The organism is Arenibacter catalasegens (genome assembly GCF_002909235.1).
GTDB lineage: Bacteria > Bacteroidota > Bacteroidia > Flavobacteriales > Flavobacteriaceae > Arenibacter > Arenibacter catalasegens.
This window is the reverse complement of sequence record NZ_PHQQ01000001.1, coordinates 46,305-70,784: the sequence shown is the minus strand read 5'-3', so window position 1 is coordinate 70,784 and position 24,480 is coordinate 46,305. Positions and strand designations below refer to the sequence as shown.

The window sequence follows — 24,480 nt, the reverse complement described above, 5'->3', positions numbered from 1 at the left end:
AAAGAATACCATAAACCGCGGTAATTTATGATGATATAGTTTTATATTTAAACCCCCTAGGTAAGTAAAGTGAAATCTATTTATTCCCTAAATTGCTTATCTCTGGTCTTATTAGAACTTTTGGTTTAACACATAAAAAAGTATCTTGTTATATGTTATTTAAAAATATTGGTTCACAGCTCTTTAAAATTTTAGAGGATAATGTGGATAAGGAAAATAAACAATGGCTATTGTCCAAAATAGAAAGCATTGTGGAAACTGAATCAACTAAGGATCTATATTTGACCTATAGCCTAGTTCCAACTAAAATTAAGTTGGAAAGTAATCTTTCACTTTCAATAGATAATAATGAATTAAGAGCTTATCTGGAGGTTCAAAATGCCGATATTCAACAGATTGGTAGAATATTTTTGCTTTATAAGGTATTGGAAGGCAAGGAAGAATTTTTTAAGGCAAAAGTGGCCAATATTATTGAAGTGGCCGATAAGAGGGAAATGGAAACCTTTTTGAAATTTTTAGTGTTGCTACCAAATCCAGAAAATTATAAAGTTCAGGCCGTGGAAGCACTTAGAACCAATATCGCTACTGTTTTTGATGCCATAGCGCTAAACAATCCCTATCCGGCTCTTTATTTTAATGAACAGCAGTGGAATCAAATGTACCTTAAGGCGGCGTTTATGCAACAAAACCTCAATGACATTGTACAAGTGGATAAAAGAGCGAATAAGGAACTTACAAGAATTATTTCTGACTATGCACATGAACGTTGGGCAGCATCTAGGGAAATTGATCCTAGCTTTTGGAGACCTGTGAGTAATTTTATAGAAGAAAAATTGCTAAAGGATATGAAGCGATTATTTTTGAGTGATAATTTGGTCGAGAGAAAAGCTGCCAGCCTGTGTTGTTATTATTCCAATTCTAGCAGAGCTAAGGCTTTGTTGGCAGAATTCCCTGACCTTGCAAAAGGAATTGAAAATGGTAATATTACTTGGGAGAATATCAAAGAATAAACATATGTAATAAATAAAAAAGGCGGTTATAAAGTGCAAAGAACACTTTATAACCGCCTTTTTTATTGTTGGACTAGTTCGTTGGTTATTTTTTTAATGAGTTGATCCACCCAGCTATTTTAAGTGCCTCATCCTTTGGTACATGGGGCATTGGAGCCATGGGTGTAGCGTATTCTGGCCAATTTTTAGGTTGTGGATTGTAAATTAATTCTACAATTTTCTCATTGTCATAATTTCGTTTTGAAATTTCGGTAAAGGAAGGTCCTATAACCCTTTTGTCCTTATGGTGGCATGCCACGCAAGTATTGGTCATTAACAATGGCTGTACTTCAGTGTCCGTCAATACCTTATTTGTCACTGTCAATTTTTTAGGTACAGATCTTTTAGCGCTAACTGCTTTTTTTAATAGGCTGGAGCGCTTGGTGGAGAGCCCAGCTGTTGGTAATTTAGCTCCCTCGGGTATATTGTTCAAGGTGTAATACAGTGTTGGGTGTAAAATAGTATTACCGGACGCTTTGGACTTTACACCTGGTAACATAATTTCATGTACATAATATTGACGAAGATTATCAATAACTACACGGACACTCATACCGTCGTCACTTACTTTGACCCCTTTGATTTTAATCTCTTCAATGTTGGTTTGTGGACTGCCGTAGGCTGCGTGATATTTGTAAATGTAACTCTTGCCAAAATAGGAATCTAGGTCTTCCGCAGAAGCTTTTTCCACGGGCATTGTAAATTCAATTTCAAATCCATCTGGCTTGGCCGTTACCGTTTTCATTTCAAAGGGTGTGCGCCCTGTCCAAGTAAGGTATTCCAGACCAGAATTGGTGGTACCTGCAGAACCCCATCCTCTATTGGTTTCACCAACAAAAAGTCTTCCCTCACTATCAAAATCCATTCGCATAACTCCCGATTGAAAACCCGTTCTAAAGTCGAAAGCTACACCTTGGTATTCGCCTTTTATTTTTTCGAGAACCACCCTCATAATCTTACTCTGTCCCATGTCTCCAACAAGTAATTGGCCATCAAATGGTCCAAATTTACCTTGGGTTTTATCGACCTTTATTTCGGAATTGGATATGCCCAAAATGCCATGTGGTAAGACTACCGCAGGTAATTTTAGTTCAGGGAAAGATTCCTTTAATTCATATGCAAAATCGGGATTCTCTTCATCCATGATATTTTCAGGTTTCACATACCGTCCATTTACCTTGACTTGTCTTTTGTCTACCTTGCTGTAAAATTCTTCCTCCGTAAGTTTTATCGGCGAATCCTTATGACCGGACCACCTTAGGCCTGCAGGATGACCTGCAAATGTACCTTTGGATAGATGCCAAATGGCGCCTGAGCCTACCCAATCCCCTTGGTTCTCCGTATAGAATAATTCATCGTCCACCAAGCCATAGCCAGCTGGGGATCGCATCCCGGTAGCCCATGGCTCCATTTTCCCGTCCTCGGTAATCTTCATAGTCCAGGCCCTCCATGGCACCCTGCTTTCTCCTCTCCACCATTCTTCGTCGCCAAAGGCAACATTGGCGGTCACGAAAAAGGTATTGTCTGGGGCCAATACAGGTCCAAAGGAATATTCATGATAGTGTGTGGAAACAGGCCAGGCATAAATAGTCTTATATTCATCGGCAATGTCATCCCCGTTCGTATCGATTAGTTTGGTTAGTTCGCCTCTTTGTGCGGTATAAAGAGCTTGGTCGTGATAAGCTAGTCCCAAAGGCTCGTGTAAACCTGAAGCGAATTTTTTAAAAGTTGGTGATACCCCATTGGCCATGGAAGGATTTTCAATAATCCATACATCTCCCCTTCTGGTGCAGACGGCAAGATTGCCATTGGGTAGGGATAGAACACCTCCGCCCTCCATTTGGATTCCTTCTGGTGTTGGTATCGTGGTTAACCTATAATAATCATCCTCATTGGAAGCATTTTGCCCCAATATGATGGTCGTTGAAAGCATCAATGCTATGAAGCCGAATAATTTCACGGCTTTAATTGTATTTTTTGTAATGGTTCTCATATCACTTACCAAATTATTTCATATTTAATTGTACTACCATCCACAGGAACGATTATTTCCGCTTCATCATTTACCTCTCTAATAATGGGTTCTTGTCCGGAAAGTACGTTTATGTAGAATTGGTGATCGTTCATATCAAAAGACCCATCGGCTAATTTATTGGCCTTGCCGGAAGCAATTTTATAATACCAATTGAGTTCTCCCGTTTTAGAAAAGCTCACCTCATTGATCAAATGGGTGTTTTTGTCGTTTGGATAAATGCTGTTCTCTACTTCAACACCTTTGTAGGTATACTTAAAGATTGGTAGTCCGTTGGCGGGGTTCATGGTATATCCCCCAGGTTTAAAATCTGGAGCAGTTCCTGTTTTTGGAAATGCACTTTGTAAGTCCGCAAGTTCTGCCAACGGCTGATTTAAGAAAGTCCATTGTACGGATCCGTTAGGTTTAAAAGATCCGTCGCCTCGACTGTGCCACATTGGGGTGGCATCTACAAAAGCGCCACGCCACATGCCCACAAGATTTTCGGCCCCCATATCATAGATGAAATTAATGCCCTCAGGGGTCCCTAAACCAATAGTATGGGAAAGCCGCTCTCCTTTTCCCTCGAAGCTTACAAAACCTCTTAACATACGCGGTGTAGCCTCTGCATTTACTAAAATTGGGGAAACAGAGGTTATATTAGGTGGGTAGGAGTCATAAACATGGAAGTTCTTTGGGTTGGTGCTGACCGTAGCAATTGAAAGGCCTAGCCTAGGAGCTCTCCAACCTGCGTTTTTTATATTGGTCAATGTGAATACATGTGCACCAGCCTTTAATGAAACCGTTTTTTCCAAATCTTCTTGGGAGTCAGAGGAATTATTTGTGGCAATGGTTTTACCATCAATAGTGAAAATTATACCTCCGGTATATCCTACGGAAAATAGGTAATCATCCGCTTCAGGAATATTAATTTTTCCTGTATAGGTAATGCCGTACCGATCTTCTTCCTGTACAACGTTAATGTCTATTAGCTCTCCTGATTTCTTTTCGGATGCCTCTGCACCTTCCAATTCTTCCAAGGCTTTAATATCGCCTTTATAGGTGATATAACTTAAATCGGTTATGGTAACCTCCGATTCCCTTAACAGTTGATACTTTATATTTCTAAACGCCATAGGACCATGATCTCCTTGAATCATAAGTGGACCCATTGCAGTTTCTTCTGTAGAAATAGGACCTCCAGTTGGTAATGGTGCTTCTACATTGTTATGGATTAAAACGCCATTCAATGTTACTGAAACAAACTTTGCATTGGCAACTTTTTCTCCAGATTCGTTAAATTTTGGTGCCTCGAAGTGAATTTCTATTTTTTGCCATAATCCCGGAGCCTTGGCAGGATTGCTCAACGGAGTAATTCCTAGAAATTTCTTCGAAGGCTCTTCTTCCCAATTTCTATGGATACCACCAAAATCATAGGATGTAGGGTTTAATACACCCCAGCTATCCTTTATTTGCAATTCATACCTGCCTTGTAAATATATTCCCGAATTTGAGCCATTTGGTATTAAGACCTCCATTTCTAATTTTATATCGCCGTGTTGCCACTGTGATAAAATATGATCTTTTTGGGTAAAGGAATAATCGTTGAACAAAACACCCGTTCCCTGCTTAATGTGAATGGGGTGTATGGTCTCTTTTGACTTTTTTTGCCTTCGTTTTTCCTTATTGGACAAATTAACTGGTTCTGGGTCTTGATGCGTGTGAACGGTAATGTTACGGTCGGCAACAACATCACCTACTATTTTCCAATTACTTGAGGTACTCTTAAAATCGTTTAGGTTTTCCAGCGATAATTGTTCCTGGGACAACATGCTAAATCCGGATAATAGCAAGAGGATCGATAGTTTGATTTTCATTGTGATATTCTTGGTTTTTAAAAATAGGATCTAAAGGTATCATTAATCGGAGTTTAACAATAAAGTCGGACGGAATTTAACATTTAGTGACGATTTATGTTTTTTTATCGGGGTGCAGAGCTCGATTGGCTTGCAGGTTTAAGAGTGGTACAGATTAGGCCTACTAATATTTGGGATTTATTGTGGTTTTAAAGGAAACAGACTGGACAAAACTAATTGTGTAGGCGAGCTGGTATTTTTTGTCAAGATATTGTAAAATTATTTTCAAATGATTTAAATTGCTGCATTATTGAGTCAAACAATAAGGTTTGAGCAAAAAAAGTATCAATTTAGGCATATATTTATTTTATATAGCACATTTTAGGGTCTAAATAAGATGGCTAAACCAAGAGTAGGAGTTCTGTAATACAATATTCAAATTAAAAAAAAACATGGGTAACATTTCTAAAACTATATTAATTCTGATCCTGACTAGTTTTCTAGGCTCTTGTACATCTAAAAAGGAAAAATTATTGGTATTCAGTAAGACAGAAGGATTTAGACATGGTTCCATTGAGTCAGGTGTCTTAGCTATTCAAAAGTTGGGAGAGCAAAATGGTTTTTTCGTTGATGCTACCGAAGATGCAACCTATTTTACCGAGGAGATATTAAAACAATATTCAGCGGTTGTATTTTTAAATACCACTGGAGATATTTTAAATGATGTGCAACAGGCCGATTTTGAAAGATATATTCAAGCCGGGGGAGGATTTTTGGGTATTCATGCCGCCACAGATACGGAATACGCTTGGCCATGGTACAATAAATTAGTTGGGGCCTATTTTAAGGGGCATCCGAAAGTTCAAGAAGCAAGGTTGAATATCCTGGACAAGAACCACCCGGCCACAAAATCTATGGCTGATACCTGGATGAAGACAGACGAATGGTATAATTTTAAAGATATTAATCCGGATATTAAGGTGTTGATCGAAATTGACGAAACCACTTACGAGGGAGGGGAAAATGGAACGCATCATCCTATATCTTGGTATCATAACTATGATGGGGGTAGGTCGTTTTATACGGAAATGGGACATACTGATTCCACATTTGAAAATCCTGATTTTCTAAATCACGTTATGGGTGGGCTTAGGTATGTTATAGGGAATGAAAATTTGGATTACAGTAGGGCAAAAACGCAAAGGATTCCAGAAGAAAATAGATATGTGCGAAAGGTGCTCGATTTTAACCTGAACGAGCCTATGGAACTCGAAGAACTACCAGGTCGGGGAATTTTGTTTGTAGAAAGAAGAGGGGCTTTAAAACTTTATGATTTTAAAGAGGAGAAAACCAGGCAATTAGCCCAGCTGAATTTGTTTTATGGCAATGAAGACGGATTGTTGGGTATTGCCGTGGACCCCAATTATCAGAAAAATAATTGGATTTATTTGTTTTATTCTGCCCCTGGTGAAATATCAGAACAGCGGATATCTAGATTTACCTTGACGGGGGATTCATTGGATTTTGCCTCTGAAAAAAACCTATTGACCATTCCAACAATACGTAAATGTTGCCATGCTGGAGGGGCTTTGGAATTTGGTCCTGATGGTAATCTTTATATTGGCTTGGGTGATAATACCAATCCTTTTGAGTCTTCTGGGTTCGCCCCAATAGATGAAAGGGAAGGTAGGGCTTTATGGGATGCGCAAAAATCAGCGGGCAACGCCAACGATCTTAGAGGGAAGATATTACGGATTAAACCAGAGGATGATGGTACCTATTCTATTCCGGAGGGTAACCTATTTCCTAAAGGCACTCCAAAAACAAGACCTGAAATATATGTAATGGGAAGTCGAAATCCTTTTAGATTTTCTATTGATAGTGCTACGGGTTATCTTTATTGGGGAGACGTTGGTCCCGATGCGGGTAAGGGTGACCCCAATCGTGGACCACATGGTATGGGAGAATTTAATCAGGCTCGAAAAGCTGGGAATTGGGGATGGCCATACACAAGAGGGGATAATCAGCCCTACAACGATTATAACTTTGCTACCGAAACGGCTGGGGAAAAATATAATCCTGCCAAATTAATAAATGATTCCCCGAATAATACAGGTATAAGAGAACTTCCGCCTGCTCAGGAATCAATGATATGGTTTTCTTATAGTGCTTCTGAAGAATTCCCTTGGTTGGGTTCAGGAGGTGTAAATCCTATGGCGGGGCCTATTTATCATTCTTCAAACTATCCCAGTGCTACCAATGAATTTCCAGCGTATTTTGAGAATAAGGTTCTTTTGTATGAATGGATGAGAGATTGGATCTATGTAGTGACTTTAGATGAAAATCACAATTATATAAAGGCAGATCCATTTATGCCCGGCAATGAGTTTTCACATCCAATGGATATGCTTTTTGCTTCGGATGGAAATCTTTATGTTCTTGAATATGGGCAAAAATGGAATTCCCAAAATATGGATGCACGTTTAAATAGGATTGGTTATCGCAGCGGAAACCGCAATCCAGTGTCTAGAATAACATCGGACAAAATGGTAGGTGCACAGCCATTTACAGTACTATTTTCTGGTAGTTCTTCTGAGGATTTTGATAAGGATCAACTCAAATATGAATGGTTCTTTAACTCTGAGGAGGTCCAGGATACTTCCATGGAGCCAAGCTTTACGTTTAAGGAGCCAGGGAGCTATACCGTGCGTTTAAAGGTTACGGACGAGGCTGGAAACACGAATATATCGACCCAAAAAATATTGGTAGGAAATGACATTCCCGAGTTGAAAATAGAATTGGACACCAAGAACAAAAACTATTGGGATGGTCGAAAAGTGGCCTACAAAGTTGTTGTGACCGATAAACAGGATGGTAGTACCATGAATGGTGCTATTGACCCCAAAGATGTTAAAATTACCTTTGATTATATTCCTGAAGGTGAGGATATGGTCAAGGCCACCATAGGTCATCAACAGAACACTATACCAGAAGGTAGATTAATTATGGACGATACAGACTGTAAGGCCTGTCATGCCATAAATGTTAAGGTCAATGGGCCATCTTATGAGGAAATTGCATCACGTTATACGACAGCAGACAAAAATTACCTGATAGATAAAATTATCAAAGGTGGCTCTGGAGTATGGGGAGAAAGTATGATGTCCGCACACCCTCAGTTAAAGGTTACTGAGGTAGATAAAATAGTGGACTATATACTTTCATTAAACCCAAAGGGCTCGAAAGAAGAAAACCTTCTACCATTGGAAGGAGTGGTTAATTTTAATGCCCATAAAGCTAAAAGAAGTCAAGGAAAGTATGTTTTAATGGCTTCATATTCAGATAAGGGAAGCAAAGAACAGCCAGAAGCTACCTTGTCGGCAAGAGATCAAATAATTTTTAAATTTCCAAAATTTGAAGGCGTGCATGCTGATGAAAAAAGCGGAGGCTTGAGTAATTGGGAAGTAGAAGGGGAAGAAGTTGTGGGGTCCATTAAAAATAATTCTTACTTAAAATTTAATGACATAGGTTTGGAAGGGCTAAAAAATATAGAGTTATCCATGTATTTTGGGGCCGACTATCCATACGAAGGTGAAATTGAAATAAGGGAGAATAGTCCCACCGGAAGCCTTATTGGGGAAAGTACCTTAAAGTATTTTAATAAGGAAAAAGGAGCAAAGAAGAAATATAATGTCCCAGTAAGGCCAACTTCTAAATTTGGTGTTTTATGTTTGGTGTTTAAAGGCAAGGGGGATAAGGAACAAATTATAGCAAACTTTAACTCCATGATATTAAAATATTAAGGAAAGGAATGGGTTTAGTGTAGTATAATTTTTTCATGTAAAAATTAAGGTTTGTAAATTGGGATTCTGTTAAAACACTTTTAAAATAGCATGGTTTTAGGCTTTAAACCCTATTATTTATTTAACTTTAGCGGTTGGAATTGCTTTTAAAAACATGGGTTTTTCGGTTGATTATGATTTAGTCCAATTGAAGCAGGGAAACAATTTAAATTAAGACACGTTTATCAATTAAAGTATACAATATTATTATGGAAGAGAAAATGATGATTATAGACCCACATGTGCATATGACATCTAGGACTACAGATGATTATGAGGCAATGGCAGCAGCTGGTGTAGTGGCTATTATAGAGCCTTCTTTTTGGTTGGGGCAACCGCGTACTCAGGTTGGTTCTTTTCAGGACTATTACAGCAGCCTTGTAGGTTGGGAACCATTTAGAGCTAGCCAATTTGGAATACATCATTATTGTACAATTGGATTAAACTCCAAGGAGGCTAATAATGAGGCATTGGCAGAACAAGTAATTGAGTTGTTGCCACTATATGTACATAAGGAAAATGTTGTGGCCATTGGTGAAATAGGTTATGACGACCAGACTCCGGCAGAGGATAAATATTTTAGAATGCAATTGGAGTTGGCCAAAGAATTAAATATACCCGTGCAGATACATACACCACATAGGGACAAAAAGTCCGGAACCTTAAAAAGTATGGAGGTATGTTTGGAGCATGGATTAGATCCAAGTATGGTTGTAATTGATCATAACAATGAAGAAACAGTTAAGGATGTGCTGGATCGTGGGTTTTGGGCTGCATTTACGATCTATCCTAAAACGAAAATGGGGAATGAAAGAATGGTTGAGGTAGTAAGAAATTATGGAAGCAATCGCATCATTGTAGATAGTTCTGCCGACTGGGGGGTTAGTGACCCACTTGCCGTGCCAAAAACGGCTTCCCTAATGTTGAAAAGGGGGATAGCCAAATCGGATGTTGTTAAAACCTGTTACCAGAATGCCTTGGAAATTTTTGGAAAGAATGGTAAGATGAAAGAATCCGACTGGTTGAAACCACAAGGCGTCAATCAGACAAAGTTATTTAATGACAATAGTGTTTTGCGAGGGCAAGAGCCCAAGGTTGATGCAGATAAAATAGTATAATGAATCCTGTATTTAAAGGATATTTAAGACTGGCAAGACCAGCAAATTTACCAACCGCGGCTGCCGATATTTTCGCAGGGGTAGCTATTTCGGGCTTATTTTTAGGCACTTCCTTTAATAGCGCTTGGGAAACAACTAACATGGTAAATGTATTGTTGTTGATACTAGCCTCTGTATTTCTATATGCGGCAGGAGTGGTGCTCAATGACGTTTTTGATCATAAGTTGGATAAAATAGAGCGGCCGGAAAGACCCATTCCTTCGGGATTAATTTCGATGAAATCTGCAGCTATCTTTGGAGGTGTTTTAATGAATTTGGGGGTGCTGAGTGCATTTCTGGTGAGCTCCGTAAGTGGAATAATAGCTTTTGCTTTAGGGCTTGCTATTCTTTTGTACGATGCATTGGGGAAACATCATTCCTTCTTTGGTCCACTTAATATGGGCATTTGCAGGGGACTTAATTTGTTGCTCGGAATTTCCATTTTGGGCGATTTTAGCAATTGGGGATATTTCATTTTCCCAGTGGTTTATATTGCCGCTATTACACTTATTAGCAGAGGGGAAGTACATGGAAACAATAAAAGTCATATTCTTTTTGCAGGAGGATTATATACGAGTGTTATTTTGGGCACTATAGTTCTTTTTTCTATTTCCAACTTGAATCTATTGGAATCTATTCCCTTTTTGTTACTGTTTGCTTTTTTAGTATTTAGGCCTTTATTGAAGGCATACAAGGAAAATTCACCACAAAATATAAAAAAGGCAGTGATGGCCGGAGTAATATCTATCATTGTTTTGGACGCCACCTTGGCAGTAGGATTTTCCCATTGGTGGGTAGGGTTGATTACCCTATTGCTATTGCCCTTATCGATTTTTTTATCCAAACTGTTCGCAGTTACCTAACTTTCTAGAATATGTCACATTATAAGCCAATAGAACAATCCTTCAAAGTATCTTATGAGTATAAATTACATTTTACTGAAAATGTTTTTAGCTCGGATAATAGCTTATTCAAAGACATCATTGAAGGTTACGATAATAAGGGAAACGTAAAGGTGCTTTTTGTTATAGACAGTGGTGTTCAAGAATGTCATCCAAATTTAAACTCACAAATAACAACCTATTGTACGGCTTATAGTTCTGTGATAAATCTTACGGAACAAATGGAGATTGCTGGAGGAGAACAGTGTAAGAAGGACTACCACAATGTGGAGCGCATATTGAAGGCCATAAACGACAATCGCATTTGTAGGCATTCTTTTGTTGTTGCAATTGGAGGCGGTGCTGTAATAGATATGGTGGGATATGCTGCCGCCATAGCCCATAGGGGTGTGAAACTGATAAGGATTCCTACCACGGTACTGTCCCAGAACGATTCTGCCGTAGGCGTTAAGAATAGTTTTAATATTCTTGGAAAGAAAAATTTTCTGGGGACTTTTGCCCCGGCATATGCCATAATAAATGACAATAATTTTTTAACCACCCTACATCAACGCGACTGGATTTCAGGAATTGCTGAGGCTGTAAAAGTGGCCTTGATCAAGGATGAGACCTTCTTTGAGTTTATAGAGGAAAACAGTACGCGACTTCAGACACGGGAAATGGAATCAATGGAGTACTTGGTTTATCGTTGCGCGGAGATGCATATGGAGCATATTGCCCAAGGAGGAGATCCTTTTGAAAATGGTTCCTCTAGGCCCTTGGATTTTGGGCATTGGGCCGCCCATAAACTGGAATATATGACCAATTACCAGCTAAGGCACGGAGAGGCCGTGGCTATTGGTATGGCCTTGGATTTGGTCTATGCCCATTTTATAGGGTTGATTAACAAAGAAACGCTAGTTCGTATATTAAATGTATTGGAACAAATTGGGTTCGATTTATATATTCCAATTAAAACGGACAGTGAATTGAATGAGTTGCTAAATGGTATTCAGGAGTTTAGAGAGCATTTGGGTGGCGAGCTTACCATAACATTAATATCTGAAATAGGGGTAAAGCACGATGTTCATGAAATTGATATTGCAACCATGGGCAAAGCGATAGTTTGGTTAAAAGAAAAGTACAAACCTCAAGTATCCAGTAGCATATGTTAGTAAATGATAAATATCATGTTAGTTATTGTTCCAATATACATCCTGGTGAAGATTGGGAGCAGACCTTGCATAGCCTAAAAACATATCTCCCTAAAATTAAAAAGGAAGTTTCCCCGGAATCCCCATTTGGAATTGGATTGCGTTTGTCCAATGTTGCGAGTTTGGGACTTAATGAGGGTAATAATTTGCAAGATTTTAAGGATTGGCTAGGCGATAATCAATTTTATGTATTTACCATGAACGGGTTCCCTTATGGGAACTTTCATAACGAACGGGTAAAGGATATGGTGCATGCCCCGGATTGGACCACCACTGAGAGATTGGATTATACCAAGCGACTTTTTGATCAATTGGCTTTTTTAATTCCTGAAGGTATTTCAGGAGGTATTTCTACCTCGCCGGTAAGTTACAGACACTGGCATACTACGTCGGATGCACTGGAAGTTGCATTTAGGACAGCTGCTGAAAGTATGTCAAAGATTGTTTTACAGTTGGTGGAAATTGAAAGGAATACAGGGAAACATCTGCATTTGGACATAGAGCCGGAACCAGATGGTATGATGGAGAATAGTGATGAGGTCCTCCATTTTTATGAAACTTATCTAATACCTATAGCCACTCAGAAATTGACTTCCACTTTGGGCTGTGATAAAGAAACGGCCAGAGAATTAATTTTAGGACATATAACGGTTTGTTACGACGTTTGCCATTTTTCCTTGGCTTATGAAGAACCTGAGCATACCTTGGTAAAATTCAGAAAGGCAGGTATAAAGGTTGGTAAAATACAAGTGAGCTCTGCCCTTAAAATACTTTTTAAAGACGGGGAAAATGAGGAAATATGGAGTTCCTTAGGTCAGTTTAATGAGCCAACTTATTTGCATCAAGTGACTGAAAAAGTTGGTGATAAGGTGATAACTTATAAAGATTTGGCCGAGGTTCTGAAGAAACGCCCGAAGGTATCAGAGCTAAGGTCCCATTTTCATGTTCCTATATTTTTGGAGAAGTACGATCATTTATTTTCAACTCAAGACCAAATAATCAAGGTGTTGGAATATCTTAAAAAGGATCAATTCTCTAATCAATTGGAGATAGAGACCTATACCTGGGACGTATTGCCCATAAATCTTAAAACGGAACTGTCCAATTCTATTGTACGTGAATTGGAATGGTTAAAGCGCAACATATAAAGTATGAAGAAAACCGTAGTACTTAACGTAGTCGGATTAACTAGGGGATTGATAGGGGAGCACACTCCTTTTATAAAGTCCTTTCTGGAAAAAGGTACATCGGCAACAGTTACACCACAATTACCCGGAGTAACTTGTAGTGTACAAGCAACCTACCTAACCGGAAAAACCCCTTCCGAACACGGAATAGTGGGAAATGGTTGGTATTTTAAAGAAGAACAAGAGGTTAAGTTTTGGCGACAATCCAATAACTTGATCCAGTCGGAAAAAATTTGGGACAAACTCAAAAGGCAGGATAAAAATTTTACCTGCGCCAATATGTTTTGGTGGTATAATATGTATTCCAATGTGGATTACAGTGTTACTCCAAGGCCAAATTATTTGGCCGATGGCAGGAAAATTCCGGATGTGTATTCCTATCCAGCGGAACTTCGCGATCAATTGCAAAGTGATTTGGGTACTTTTCCGCTTTTCCATTTTTGGGGCCCAAAAACCTCAATTAAATCCAGTCAGTGGATAGCGGACGCCGCATTGAAGACGGATGTTTTACATGATCCCACTTTGACCTTGGTGTATCTGCCGCATTTGGACTATAATATGCAGCGGTTTGGTACGGATTTAAGTAAAATAGCAAAAGACCTAAGAGAGATAGATAATGTAGTAAAACAACTGGTGGAGTATTATGAAAGTAAATCTGCCCATATTATTTTGCTTTCGGAATATGGGATAACCAATGTTAGCAATCCAATACACTTAAATAGGAAGCTAAGGCAAGAAGGCTACCTTGATATCCGAACGGAAAGGGGATTGGAATTATTAGATGCAGGAGCTAGCAAGGCCTTTGCAGTTGCAGATCATCAATTGGCACATGTTTATGTAAAGGATAAGGAGGATGTTGATGCCGTTAAAGATATATTGAAGAAAATAAAAGGAGTGGAACAAGTACTTTCTGGAAGTGAAATTCAAAAAATACAATTGGATCACGACAGATGCGGGGATTTGGTGGTAATAGCAGATAAGGATTCTTGGTTCACCTATTACTTCTGGCTAGATGATACTAAGGCACCTGATTATGCCAGAATGGTGGACATACATAAGAAACCAGGATACGATCCCGTAGAGATGCTAACGGATCCGAAAGATAAATTGTTAATGCCAAAGGTCATTTGGAAATTATTGAAGAAAAAGTTAGGTTTCAGGATAGTAATGGATATTATTCCCTTAGATGCCACTTTGGTGAAAGGTTCACACGGTAGAATTCCAGAGGATTCCAATAATCATCCCATTCTGATTACCAATAATAAAAGTGCCGAATTAAAGGAGACCTTGTTGGCGACAGAGGTATACGGCATTATTGAAAACCATCTTACAACTTCTTAATATGCGACTATTATCCAAGATTATTTCCGCAGTTTTCACCTTATTGTTTATTTGGGCAGCATTTGTCCAATACAATGATCCCGATGCCTTGCTGTGGTATTGTATTTATGGATTGGCTGCTATAGCGTCATTTTTGTTTTTAATGGAAAAATTGTTTTTGGTAGTGCCCGTAGTACTATCTTTCGCTTATTTTATAGGCGCTTATATATTTTGGCCTTCCCGCTTTGAAGGGGTTTCCATTGATGGGGGAAATATAAGTAATATAGAACATGCTAGGGAATCCTTGGGGCTTTTAATAAGCGCCTTTGTGATGATGTTTTATGCTTGGCGGATTAGAATACCAGGAAAGACTTTAAATGTCTAAATCGAACTCCTTGCGCAAAAGATCTATGACTGGATTTTTCTCCCTTAATTTTTGATATTTTTCTTCAGGGGTAAAAGCAAACTTTTTGGCAGTGGCCTCGTTAACGGTTATTTTTAGTTGAATAAAGTGATTGTTGAGTTTGAGTTTTAAGTATTCCATTAAATCATACTTATCCCGCTCTATTTCTTTCTTCATAGTGCCATTTGGTAATTCTATCCAAATGGTGAAGTTTTCAGTTAACTTGGGAACATCGGAATGCAGGTTGGATGCCAAAATTTTCCGCCCATCATTGTCCATAATGTCTACGAATACTGCCCAATGTTTTTGCATTTCCTCTTCTGTGAAAATGGTTTTAGGCAGGTTGCTTTCATCAATAACAACTTCTTTTTTGTTCAGTTGATGTTCTTTTTTTGCCTTTAAACTAGAGAGCGATAGGCCTGAAACTCTCCTATCGGTCGATTTTAGATTAATCTTGTTTCTAGGGGTAGGATCTGGATTCTTTTCCACCGTTTCTTTAATAATGTTGACTTCTTCTTCATTATTGTGAGGTTGATTGGGATTATTGGAGGTAGGAGTTTGGGGAGTATTCGCTTGCTCCTCTTTAAGTGGGATTTCAGCAGCTAATGCAGTTGTATTAATCGTTTCTGTCTCCGTTTTCCTGGGCATTAATCCCTTGTCCGACACAGTGGGACGGTTCACCTTGTAAAATGATGCTGGAATTATAAAATCTGGTTTATTGCGACCATTCCCTAGGGAATTAGATTTTTTTTTTCTCCATCAAAATCGATAGAGGCTAATTTCATTAGGGTCAATTCAACGAGAAGGCGCTGATTTTTACTGGATTTATACTTTATATCACAATCATTGGCCAGGTCAATGGCGGTCAGTAAAAAGGAGCTGGAAGTTTTTTTGGACTGTTCGTTATAGTGCTTTTTAGCGTCCTCACCAACTTCCAATAGCTCAATGGTGTCTGGGTGTAAGCATACCATTAAATCTCGAAAGTGTGAAGCCAGGCCACTTATAAAATGGTGTCCTTCAAAACCTCTAGCCAAGGTTTCATTAAAAAGAATCAATAAACTAGGAATATCGTGCTTCAGAATAAGATCGGTAGTAGAGAAATAGGTGTCATAATCTAAAACATTCAAATTCTCCGTTACGGATTTTCTGGTCAATTTTTTGCCAGAGAAACTTACAACCCTATCAAAAATAGACAGAGCATCGCGCATGGCCCCATCAGCTTTTTGAGCTATTATATGGAGTGCATCATCTTCGGCATCAATTTCTTGGTTCTCCGCAATGTATTTTAAATATTCCGCGGCATCCTTCACTGTAATTCGTTTAAAATCGAATATCTGGCAACGAGATAGAATAGTAGGTATTATCTTATGCTTTTCAGTGGTGGCCAAAATGAAAATGGCATGTGCAGGAGGTTCCTCTAGTGTCTTTAAGAAAGCATTAAAGGCCGCCTGGGATAACATATGGACCTCATCAATAATATATACCTTGTATTTTCCTACTTGGGGAGGAATACGGACTTGGCTGGTAAGCTCTCTAATATCATCAACGGAATTGTTGGATGCAGCATCGAGCTCAAAAATATTAAAAGCAAAGTCTTCATCGTCAGTAGATCTGCCGTCTTGGTTAATTTGTTTGGCCAATATACGTGCACATGTGGTTTTCCCTACACCTCTTGGACCTGTAAATAACAAGGCTTGAGCAAGGTGATTGTTTTCTATGGCATTGGTCAAAGTATTGGTAATAGCCTGTTGCCCAACAACATCCTTAAATGTTTGGGGCCTGTATTTTCGGGCGGATACTATAAAAGGTTCCAAGGCTATTAACTTAAATTCTGCGCAAAAATAATACGCGTACGGGTGAAGTACAAATATAAAAATACGATAGCATTAAAGCGCCTATTTAAATTTCTTTAGTCTTTTATTTATCAACAATTGAATTACCTTTGCGGCAGCAGGTCGCCTTATCGCTCCACGTATTTTGCGGGGGGAGGAAAGTCCGGACACCATAGTGCAGTATAGCGGGTAACGCCCGTCCGTCGAGAGATGAGGACAAGTGCAACAGAAAGAATGTACAGGTTATGCTGTAGTGAAACCAGGTAAACTCTATACGGTGCAACGCCATGTAAATCAGTGTTTGAGGGCTGCACGCTCGAGCTGAAGGGTAGGCGGTTGGAGCCATTGGGCAACCTTTGGCCTAGATAAATGATAAGGAGATTTTGAATTTTTTCAAGGTTAACAGAATCCGGCTTATGACCTGCTTTTTTTAATGAGACAGCATTTGCGCAGCAAATGCGTAGTCGAATTAATGCCGCCGCAGGCGGTATAGAGATAATATAATGTTGCCGAAGGCGGTATAATGATAACTGTTGTCATGTTGATTAATGCTGGCGGAGGAGTAAATGCGTAGTCGAATTAATGCCGCCGAAGGCGGTATAATGTCAACTGGTATCGTGTTGATTAATGCTAGTAGAGGAGAATTTTTTTCCGCTTAAGGTCTCTTCAGAGAGTTCACTTCTAAATAGGATTTATCCCCAAAGCCTAAGTTGCATATGATGCAATATGATCATAATTGTCGATTAAAGTTCTATTGGTTGATTACTCTGGGCTATAAACCTTCAATTGCCCTCGGTCCATTCAAAAAAACTAAATACACTACCGCCATACCTTCTTGAGTTGGTGAAATTTTCCAACTGAGATAGATTGGTGTGTTTGGAATGCTCAATGATTAAAACTCCATTTTCCAACAATAGCTGTTTTTCAAAAACTAGTTTGGGAATTGCAGCGAATTCTTCAGGTGCTAAGTCGTAAGGTGGGTCCGCAAAAATAATATGGGCTTTTATGGGATTGGTTTCCAAATAATGAAAAACATCTTTCTTTAGTGCAACAATGGGGAAGTCCAGATCTGTAGATGTCTTGGTAATATATTTAATGCATCCTAGGTCGGCATCTACAGCCGTTATGTTTTCAGAGCCTCTGGATGCAAATTCGTAACTTATATTTCCGGTACCAGCAAAGAGGTCCAATACACTTACCTCGTTAAAGTGGTACTGATTATTAAGGATGTTGAACAAGGCTTCCTTGGCCATATCCGTTGTAGGGCGAACAGGGAGTTTTTTTGGGGCCGTAAGCCTTTGACCTTTGTTTTTTCCAGATATTATTCGCATTAAAGGGTGTTTAGCAGTGTGAAGTCTATAGTTTCCTTTTCCGATTCCCCGAAATGATAAAATGATGTGTTGGAGGGAATAAAAATGGAAATATCCCTTACGTATTCATGACACATATTATACAATTCATCACCTTCTTCAATGGATCCAAAAAGTTTAAGTTTGGTAGTTTCCGTATCTAATTTTAATTGTTCTAAAGTAAATAATAGGTAGTAGATAAAATCTTCTTTTGTATTGAAACTAAAGTTATTGTATAGTATCAACTTTTTATGGGAAATTACCGCTATGTCCATATGTCCCTCTATTAGGTGAACATAACAAATGGGTTCACTAAGGTTGCCATGGCTGTTTGTCAAGGTCTGGATCAAGATAGTGCCATGATGCATAAATTCAAACTCGCCAAAAAGATCGTAGATGTAATTGTTTATATTCATAAAAGGAACATAAACATTAACCATGTCCAAGTTTTTTACTTCATCATATTCTATATGATCGTTGGCTAATATCTTGGCATTAAATTTTAAGTAGTTGGCGAGTTCTTCTTTGTTGAAAAGCGCTTGCGGGACCAAGCTAAAAAGATTGTTCCTATGTATTACTACAACCTCTGAAAACTTTACATCTTTTATCCTGATTTTCTCAAAAAGCTGCTTTATCTCCTTTTGAACCGCATATGGTGTTAGTTCGTTTTCGAATACCAGCCTTTCAGATGCAAGAATTGTGTTGGAAAGTGTGTCCAGAACACAAAAAGAAAGTCCATTCAAGCTAACTTGAATGGACAATTTCTGATATTCCGATTTAGAATTTTCTAAAATTTTATTGGTCGTTTCGTTTGTCATATATAGAGGGCCAATTTCCGCTGGTGCTTACCTCGGTCAAAGATCCAACCTTGATTATATTACCATTTACCTCATCAACATTGATCTGGACATTTTCCCTGGCTAACAAAGTTTTGGGTTGATCATGTAGCACTACAGCCTTACTGACTTTTGCTTCAAAAACCGGAGCTTTGTATCCGCTTTTTTCAATTATGGTAGACTTCATTTCAAATTTTTCACCATTAGCGGCAAAGGGTACATTCATCATTGTTTTGAAACGATCGTCCTTTTTGAATAAGGAATCCTTAACAGAAACAGTACCAAGTGTATCTACTATTTTAACTTCCTGCAACATATCGATACCAAAATTCTTATCGTATTCCAAATAGGAGGAATCTCTTTGCTGGGTAATAGTGTATTTTCCGGTATCTACAAAACTAATAAGTGCGTTAAAATCTTTCGCATATCTACCATTTACAGTTTTATAGGCTTCTTGAGAATTCCTGATGTCCTTTAAATTGGATATTACTTTAGCATAACGCTCTTGCTTAATTTTTTTAAATTCAATAGGGCCGTTCACGGAATTATAAATCATATATCCCAACACGATAGATACTATCCAAAGAAAAATTTGTAATATGGTCTTCATTTCTTAAGTGTTATTTTATTTAGTGGTTATCACAAATCTACAATTTTTTTTTAATGGTAAAAGTATTTGACCTTAAAAATACTGATTATCTTTGATGACCTATGACTTCTATAACGGACGCTACTTTTTTTAAACTACTGAAAGACAAATTCCCGCATGATCCAACAGCAATGCAGTCAGTTGCTTTGCAGAAACTCGCAAGTTTTGTTTTATCCAAGGAAAAGGATAGTGTTTTCATGTTAAAAGGGTTCGCAGGTACTGGAAAGACTACTATAGTTGGTACTATAGTCACCAATCTTTGGAAGACCACCATGAAGGCTGTTTTAATGGCTCCCACTGGTCGGGCGGCCAAGGTAATGTCCAATTACTCCGGAACACAGGCTTTTACGATTCATAGAAAAATTTATTTTCCAAAAAAGCAGAGTGGTGGAGGGGTACAGTTCGTTCTGTCGCCCAACAAGCATAGAAATACTATTTTTATTGTGGATGAGGCATCAATGATTCCCGATACTCCTGCAGATTCAAAATTGTTTGAGAACGGGTCCCTTTTGGATGACCTTATTATGTTCATTTATTCCGGGCATAATTGTAAGCTGATCTTAATAGGTGATACGGCGCAGCTTCCACCGGTACATTTAAATATTAGTCCTGCCTTGGACGAAAATCAATTATCATTGAATTATAATAAAGAAGTGATAATGTTGGAGTTGGATGAGGTTGTAAGGCAAGCCGAGGATTCCGGAATATTGGTGAATGCTACCAATCTACGGGAGCAGCTACAAGGTGAATTTTTCGATGACTTTAAATTTATGGTAAGTCGGTTTAGCGATATTGTTCGTCTGGTAGACGGGAATGATATTCAAGAGGCCATAGATGATTCCTATTCGCAAAACGGCAAGGAGGAAACCGCCATTATTGTTCGGTCAAACAAGAGAGCTAATTTATATAACGAGAATATTAGGAATAGAATCCTATACCTTGAAAATGAGTTGGCCGTGGGTGATTACATGATGGTCGTGAAGAACAATTACTTTTGGTTAATGCCGACTTCAGAAGCCGGTTTCATTGCTAATGGGGATATCATTGAAGTATTGGAGATATTTTCGATAAAGGAATTATACGGTTTTAAATTTGCTGAGGTCAAGGTGAAAATGGTGGATTATCCCAATCAAAAACCCTTTGAAACCGTACTTATATTGGATACTATTATGGCAGAGACCCCTTCTTTACCCTATGAAGAGGGTAATCGACTTTATCAAGAAGTTATGAAGGACTTTGCCGATGAAAAATCCAAATACAAGAAGTTTTTGGGAGTAAAGAACAATAAATTTTTTAATGCACTCCAAGTTAAATTTTCATACGCCATTACTTGTCATAAATCCCAAGGGGGGCAATGGAATACTGTATTTGTAGAACAGCCTTATTTACCGAACGGAATCGATAAGGAATATCTTCGTTGGTTGTATACAGCTGTTACTAGGGCAAAGCATAAATTGTACCTTATTGGCTTTAAGAACGATTTTTTTGTTGATTAGGAATAGTCTAATTTTGCCTTATAATTAAGGAATATGACTTTTGATACCATTTTAAGCATATTTTTGGGTATTGGGCTTGCTGCTTCTGTGGGATTTAGAATTTTTTTACCCTTGTTTGTTTTAAGTTTGTCAGCTTATTTTAATGTATGGGAATTAAATGAAAATTGGGAATGGATAGGTAGTTTAACAGCCCTTTTAACACTTGGTGTTGCTACTCTGGTAGAGATTTTCGCCTATTTTATTCCTTGGTTAGACAATTTATTGGATAGTATAGCAATACCCATGGCCGCGTTGGCGGGTACAGCAGTTATGGTTTCTACTGCATCCAATTTAGACCCTATAATAACCTGGACCTTGGCTATAATTGCAGGAGGTGGAACGGCTTCTGCCATAAAGGGGGCCTCTGCCACTGGGAGATTGGCTTCAACCGTCACCACTGGTGGAACAGCTAATCCCGTTATTGGTTTGGTTGAAACAGGTACCGCAGCCGTAGTGGCTACTGCCTCAATTTTTGCTCCCATTCTGGCTGTCTTCTTGGTGATTATAATAATGATCGTTATTTTTAGGATATATAGAAAACTTAGACCTAAAACTTAATCCAAATTAATCTTAAATAAATTTCGTGTGAAATTAGCATGACCCTAAACTGGTCGCAAAATCAATGAATATATGCGTATTACACCCGCCTGAATGGCGTAGTCGGGCAGGTATGACGTTTAAAAAGCAATAAATATATACATATGAAAATCATTGCAATGATACCGGCGCGTTACGCAGCCTCAAGATTTCCAGGTAAGCTTATGCAAGACCTCCAAGGGAAACCGGTAATACAAAGAACATATGAAGCAGCAATAAATACGGGCTTGTTTCAAGAGGTGTATGTAGTTACGGATAGTACCACTATATATGACACTATTAAAAGATTGGGTGGCAAAGCCATTATGAGTGTAAAGCAACATGAATGTGGGAGTGATCGTATTGCCGAGGCTGTGGAGTCTATGGATGTGGATATTATTGTTAATGTTCAAGGAGATGAGCCATTTACCGATAGGGAAAGCCTAGTTAGCGTAATTGAAGTATTTAAAGATGATGTAGCAAAGGAGATTGATCTGGCTTCCTTAATGACAAGAATTTCCGATTGGGTGGAAATCAATGACCCTAATACGGTAAAGGTAATTGTTGATAATCAGAATTTTGCTCTTTATTTTTCACGCGCTCCTATACCTTATCCTAGATCAAGGGAATTGGATATCCCCTACTTTAAGCATAAGGGAATCTATGCCTTTAGAAAAAGTGCGCTCATGGATTTCCAGAGACTGCCCATGCTTATTTTGGAAGCTACTGAGAAAATAGAAGCCATTCGCTACCTGGAATATGGAAAAAAAATAAAGATGGTAGAAACCAATGTGAGCGGAATAGAAATTGACACTCCCGAAGATTTGGAAAAAGCCAAGAAAGTATGGAAATAGATTTTAAGAAAATTAAGGTGGTTGGTTTTGATGCCGATGATACCCTCTGGGTAAACGAAACTTATTTTAGGCATGCAGAAGAAAAATTTGCCAGCCTTCTGGATAGTTATGAAACCAAAAATCAAATAGATCAGGAACTTTTTAAAACAGAGATAAAGAACCTGGAATTATACGGTTATGGAATTAAAGGGTTTATGCTTTCCATGATAGAATCAGCTCTGGATCTGTCCAATAATAGGATTTCTCAAGCAAGGATTTGGGATATTTTGAATCTGGGAAAGGAAATGTTGTTGCAGCCAGTAGAATTATTGGATGGTGTAGAGGAAGTGCTGGAAAAATTAAAGGATAAATATCGCTTGATCGTATTGACCAAGGGTGATTTGTTGGACCAAGAAAGAAAATTGGAAAAATCCGGATTGTCCAAATATTTTCACCACGTAGAAGTTTTAAGTGATAAAAAGGAAGAAAATTATAAGAACCTACTTGAACATTTGGAGATTCCTGTTGAAGAATTTTTGATGATCGGAAATTCATTGAAATCGGATGTATTGCCTATTTTGAATATTGGGGCCCAAGCTGTTCATATCCCATTTCATACTACATGGCAACATGAAGAGGTAAAGCAGGAGGATCATAATAATGATCATCTTACCTTAGGTACTATCTCGGATATATTGAAGTATCTTAAATAAGTCTATGAACGTAAAGAGTAAAAATAATAGTACAATTGGCCACCCTGGATTGATGACGAATTATAAGAACTTTCCAATGGTGCCCCGAGTCATTTTTGGCGCTGGATGTTTTGGACAAATGGCAGAGATTTTGATGCCCAAACGGAAACATTCCGAGGCCCCATTTATTTTTTTGGTCGATGATGTGTTTGAAGGAGCAGCATTAATTTCTAGAATACCGTTGCTATTTAACGATCAGATAATTTTTATTTCGGCAGATGAAGAGCCAAAAACGGAACAGGTGGATGTTTTGGTCGCGAAAATTACAAATGATTTCACCGATCTGCCATCCGGAATTATAGGAATAGGGGGTGGCACCCTGTTGGATCTGGCAAAGGCAGTAGCTATCATGTTGACCAATAAAGGCAATGCTTATGAATATCAAGGTTGGGATTTGGTAAAAAAACCATCCATATATCATGTGGGTGTTCCTACAATTAGTGGTACTGGAGCGGAGGTTTCCAGAACAACCGTGCTGTTAGGGCCGGAGAAGAAGCTTGGAATTAACTCCGATTATACCACTTTTGACCAAGTGCTGCTAGATCCCGATTTAACCCATGGAGTCTCTAAAGAGCAATGGTTTTATACCGGTATGGATTGTTATATACATTGCATAGAATCACTTAATGGTACTTTTTTAAATGCCTTTAGCCAGAGCTATGGGGAAAAGTCACTGGAATTGTGCAAAGAAGTTTATTTGGGAGATTTAACGGAAGATGATGCCAGAAATAAATTAATGATGGCTTCCTGGCATGGAGGTATGAGTATAGCGTACTCGCAGGTTGGTGTGGCCCATGCCATGAGCTATGGCTTGTCTTATTTGTTGGGGGTTAGACATGGAATTGGCAACTGTTTGGTTTTTCAACATTTAAAGGAATTTTACCCGGAAGGTGTTGAACTTTTTAATCAAATGAAGGAAAAACACCATATCCAACTTCCAAAGGACATCTGCAAGGAATTGACCAATAGCGATTTTGATACCATGATCAATGTAGCATTAAGCCTTGTGCCTTTATGGGAAAATGCATTGGGAAGTGAATGGCGAAATATTATAACCCCCGAAAAATTAAAGGCTATTTATAAAAAAATATAATTGTTATTCAATAAAGCGAATTTGGTTGTTGATATTAACGCTATGCTTATAGCAATAGGAATTAGATAGTTTTACTTTTTTGAACAACTAGTCTTAAATATTTTA

18 protein-coding genes, 1 other RNA gene and 1 pseudogene are annotated in these 24,480 nt (G+C 38.4%); 14 read left to right on the top strand and 6 right to left on the bottom strand.

Features of this window, described 5'->3' with window-relative positions:
• Positions 1-152: 152 nt before the first annotated feature.
• Entirely contained in the window at positions 153-1,010 is an 858-nt protein-coding gene (locus CWD90_RS00290; RefSeq protein ID WP_103473930.1) for an EboA domain-containing protein, read from the top strand.
• Positions 1,011-1,095: 85 nt separating this feature from the next.
• Here the strand turns inward: CWD90_RS00290 and CWD90_RS00285 are convergent, their stop codons facing one another.
• A complete protein-coding gene (locus CWD90_RS00285; protein ID WP_205161181.1) occupies positions 1,096-3,042 on the bottom strand; it encodes an auracyanin family protein in 1,947 nt (648 codons plus the stop codon).
• A gap of 5 nt (positions 3,043-3,047) precedes the next feature.
• Entirely contained in the window at positions 3,048-4,937 is a 1,890-nt protein-coding gene (locus CWD90_RS00280) for a family 16 glycoside hydrolase (RefSeq protein WP_103473929.1), read from the bottom strand.
• Between the two features lie 431 nt (positions 4,938-5,368).
• On the opposite strand from CWD90_RS00280, the gene CWD90_RS00275 reads away from it, so the two are divergent.
• From CWD90_RS00275 to CWD90_RS00245, 7 genes are all read left to right on the top strand, one after another.
• Positions 5,369-8,719 (top strand): ThuA domain-containing protein, encoded by a 3,351-nt coding sequence (locus CWD90_RS00275; RefSeq protein WP_103473928.1) that lies wholly within the window; start codon positions 5,369-5,371, stop codon positions 8,717-8,719.
• 248 nt (positions 8,720-8,967) lie between these two features.
• Entirely contained in the window at positions 8,968-9,876 is a 909-nt protein-coding gene (locus CWD90_RS00270; protein WP_103473927.1) for a TatD family hydrolase, read from the top strand.
• Positions 9,876-10,778 (top strand): UbiA-like protein EboC, encoded by a 903-nt coding sequence (gene eboC, locus CWD90_RS00265; protein ID WP_103473926.1) that lies wholly within the window; start codon positions 9,876-9,878, stop codon positions 10,776-10,778. The genes CWD90_RS00270 and eboC overlap by 1 nt, the downstream gene beginning before the upstream one ends.
• A gap of 11 nt (positions 10,779-10,789) precedes the next feature.
• Positions 10,790-11,971: a 3-dehydroquinate synthase gene (locus CWD90_RS00260; RefSeq protein WP_103473925.1), complete on the top strand. Its 1,182-nt coding sequence runs from the start codon at positions 10,790-10,792 to the stop codon at positions 11,969-11,971.
• Positions 11,965-13,158 (top strand): metabolite traffic protein EboE, encoded by a 1,194-nt coding sequence (eboE, locus tag CWD90_RS00255; RefSeq protein ID WP_103473924.1) that lies wholly within the window; start codon positions 11,965-11,967, stop codon positions 13,156-13,158. The genes CWD90_RS00260 and eboE overlap by 7 nt, the downstream gene beginning before the upstream one ends.
• A 3-nt stretch (positions 13,159-13,161) precedes the next feature.
• On the top strand, positions 13,162-14,538 hold the full coding sequence (locus tag CWD90_RS00250) for an alkaline phosphatase family protein (protein ID WP_103473923.1): 1,377 nt from the start codon (positions 13,162-13,164) through the stop codon (positions 14,536-14,538).
• Between the two features lies 1 nt (position 14,539).
• A complete protein-coding gene (locus CWD90_RS00245; protein WP_103473922.1) occupies positions 14,540-14,902 on the top strand; it encodes a transmembrane 220 family protein in 363 nt (120 codons plus the stop codon).
• Here CWD90_RS00245 and CWD90_RS23355 read toward each other — a convergent pair.
• Positions 14,891-16,734: pseudogene (locus tag CWD90_RS23355) on the bottom strand (DNA polymerase III subunit gamma/tau). The gene CWD90_RS00245 and the pseudogene CWD90_RS23355 overlap by 12 nt on opposite strands.
• Positions 16,735-16,867: 133 nt before the next feature.
• On the opposite strand from CWD90_RS23355, the gene rnpB reads away from it, so the two are divergent.
• An RNA gene (gene rnpB, locus CWD90_RS00230) (RNase P RNA component class A) lies at positions 16,868-17,184 on the top strand.
• A gap of 350 nt (positions 17,185-17,534) precedes the next feature.
• Here rnpB and CWD90_RS00225 read toward each other — a convergent pair.
• Genes CWD90_RS00225 through CWD90_RS00215 form a run of 3 tightly spaced genes read right to left on the bottom strand, consistent with a single transcriptional unit; the run spans position 17,535 to position 19,547 of the window.
• A complete protein-coding gene (locus CWD90_RS00225) occupies positions 17,535-18,083 on the bottom strand; it encodes an RsmD family RNA methyltransferase (protein ID WP_103473919.1) in 549 nt (182 codons plus the stop codon).
• Positions 18,083-18,919, bottom strand: a complete 837-nt coding sequence (locus tag CWD90_RS00220; RefSeq protein WP_103473918.1) for a DUF3822 family protein — start codon at positions 18,917-18,919, stop codon at positions 18,083-18,085. The genes CWD90_RS00225 and CWD90_RS00220 overlap by 1 nt, the downstream gene beginning before the upstream one ends.
• Positions 18,897-19,547 carry a hypothetical protein gene (locus tag CWD90_RS00215; RefSeq protein ID WP_103473917.1) on the bottom strand — a complete coding sequence of 217 codons (651 nt, stop codon included), beginning with the start codon at positions 19,545-19,547 and terminating at the stop codon, positions 18,897-18,899. Before CWD90_RS00215 ends, CWD90_RS00220 begins: the two co-directional genes overlap by 23 nt.
• 101 nt (positions 19,548-19,648) lie before the next feature.
• Here CWD90_RS00215 and CWD90_RS00210 point away from each other — a divergent pair, with 101 nt between their 5' ends.
• The 5 genes from CWD90_RS00210 (at position 19,649) to CWD90_RS00190 (ending at position 24,375) form a co-directional block, all read left to right on the top strand.
• Positions 19,649-21,082: an ATP-dependent DNA helicase gene (locus tag CWD90_RS00210; RefSeq protein ID WP_103473916.1), complete on the top strand. Its 1,434-nt coding sequence runs from the start codon at positions 19,649-19,651 to the stop codon at positions 21,080-21,082.
• A gap of 33 nt (positions 21,083-21,115) precedes the next feature.
• A complete protein-coding gene (locus CWD90_RS00205; protein WP_103473915.1) occupies positions 21,116-21,679 on the top strand; it encodes a DUF4126 domain-containing protein in 564 nt (187 codons plus the stop codon).
• Positions 21,680-21,822: 143 nt separating this feature from the next.
• Complete coding sequence (gene kdsB, locus CWD90_RS00200) at positions 21,823-22,551, top strand: 3-deoxy-manno-octulosonate cytidylyltransferase (protein ID WP_103473914.1); 729 nt, start codon at positions 21,823-21,825, stop codon at positions 22,549-22,551.
• Positions 22,542-23,243: an HAD family hydrolase gene (locus CWD90_RS00195; protein WP_103473913.1), complete on the top strand. Its 702-nt coding sequence runs from the start codon at positions 22,542-22,544 to the stop codon at positions 23,241-23,243. The genes kdsB and CWD90_RS00195 overlap by 10 nt, the downstream gene beginning before the upstream one ends.
• 4 nt (positions 23,244-23,247) lie before the next feature.
• Positions 23,248-24,375, top strand: a complete 1,128-nt coding sequence (locus CWD90_RS00190; protein WP_239986422.1) for an iron-containing alcohol dehydrogenase family protein — start codon at positions 23,248-23,250, stop codon at positions 24,373-24,375.
• Positions 24,376-24,480 lie beyond the last annotated feature (105 nt).

What these genes read in the sequence shown, in the direction of transcription:
- CWD90_RS00190 (WP_239986422.1), top strand. Translation starts at nt 23,248, where the DNA reads ATGAACGTAAAGAGTAAAAATAATAGTACAATTGGCCACCCTGGATTG.
- CWD90_RS00270 (WP_103473927.1), top strand. Translation starts at nt 8,968, where the DNA reads ATGGAAGAGAAAATGATGATTATAGACCCACATGTGCATATGACATCT.
- CWD90_RS00210 (WP_103473916.1), top strand. Translation starts at nt 19,649, where the DNA reads ATGACTTCTATAACGGACGCTACTTTTTTTAAACTACTGAAAGACAAA.
- CWD90_RS00290 (WP_103473930.1), top strand. Translation starts at nt 153, where the DNA reads ATGTTATTTAAAAATATTGGTTCACAGCTCTTTAAAATTTTAGAGGAT.
- eboE (WP_103473924.1), top strand. Translation starts at nt 11,965, where the DNA reads ATGTTAGTAAATGATAAATATCATGTTAGTTATTGTTCCAATATACAT.
- CWD90_RS00220 (WP_103473918.1), bottom strand. Translation starts at nt 18,919, where the DNA reads ATGACAAACGAAACGACCAATAAAATTTTAGAAAATTCTAAATCGGAA.
- CWD90_RS00275 (WP_103473928.1), top strand. Translation starts at nt 5,369, where the DNA reads ATGGGTAACATTTCTAAAACTATATTAATTCTGATCCTGACTAGTTTT.
- CWD90_RS00250 (WP_103473923.1), top strand. Translation starts at nt 13,162, where the DNA reads ATGAAGAAAACCGTAGTACTTAACGTAGTCGGATTAACTAGGGGATTG.
- CWD90_RS00215 (WP_103473917.1), bottom strand. Translation starts at nt 19,547, where the DNA reads ATGAAGACCATATTACAAATTTTTCTTTGGATAGTATCTATCGTGTTG.
- CWD90_RS00195 (WP_103473913.1), top strand. Translation starts at nt 22,542, where the DNA reads ATGGAAATAGATTTTAAGAAAATTAAGGTGGTTGGTTTTGATGCCGAT.
- CWD90_RS00205 (WP_103473915.1), top strand. Translation starts at nt 21,116, where the DNA reads ATGACTTTTGATACCATTTTAAGCATATTTTTGGGTATTGGGCTTGCT.
- eboC (WP_103473926.1), top strand. Translation starts at nt 9,876, where the DNA reads ATGAATCCTGTATTTAAAGGATATTTAAGACTGGCAAGACCAGCAAAT.
- CWD90_RS00245 (WP_103473922.1), top strand. Translation starts at nt 14,540, where the DNA reads ATGCGACTATTATCCAAGATTATTTCCGCAGTTTTCACCTTATTGTTT.
- CWD90_RS00280 (WP_103473929.1), bottom strand. Translation starts at nt 4,937, where the DNA reads ATGAAAATCAAACTATCGATCCTCTTGCTATTATCCGGATTTAGCATG.
- CWD90_RS00260 (WP_103473925.1), top strand. Translation starts at nt 10,790, where the DNA reads ATGTCACATTATAAGCCAATAGAACAATCCTTCAAAGTATCTTATGAG.
- CWD90_RS00225 (WP_103473919.1), bottom strand. Translation starts at nt 18,083, where the DNA reads ATGCGAATAATATCTGGAAAAAACAAAGGTCAAAGGCTTACGGCCCCA.
- CWD90_RS00285 (WP_205161181.1), bottom strand. Translation starts at nt 3,042, where the DNA reads ATGAGAACCATTACAAAAAATACAATTAAAGCCGTGAAATTATTCGGC.
- kdsB (WP_103473914.1), top strand. Translation starts at nt 21,823, where the DNA reads ATGAAAATCATTGCAATGATACCGGCGCGTTACGCAGCCTCAAGATTT.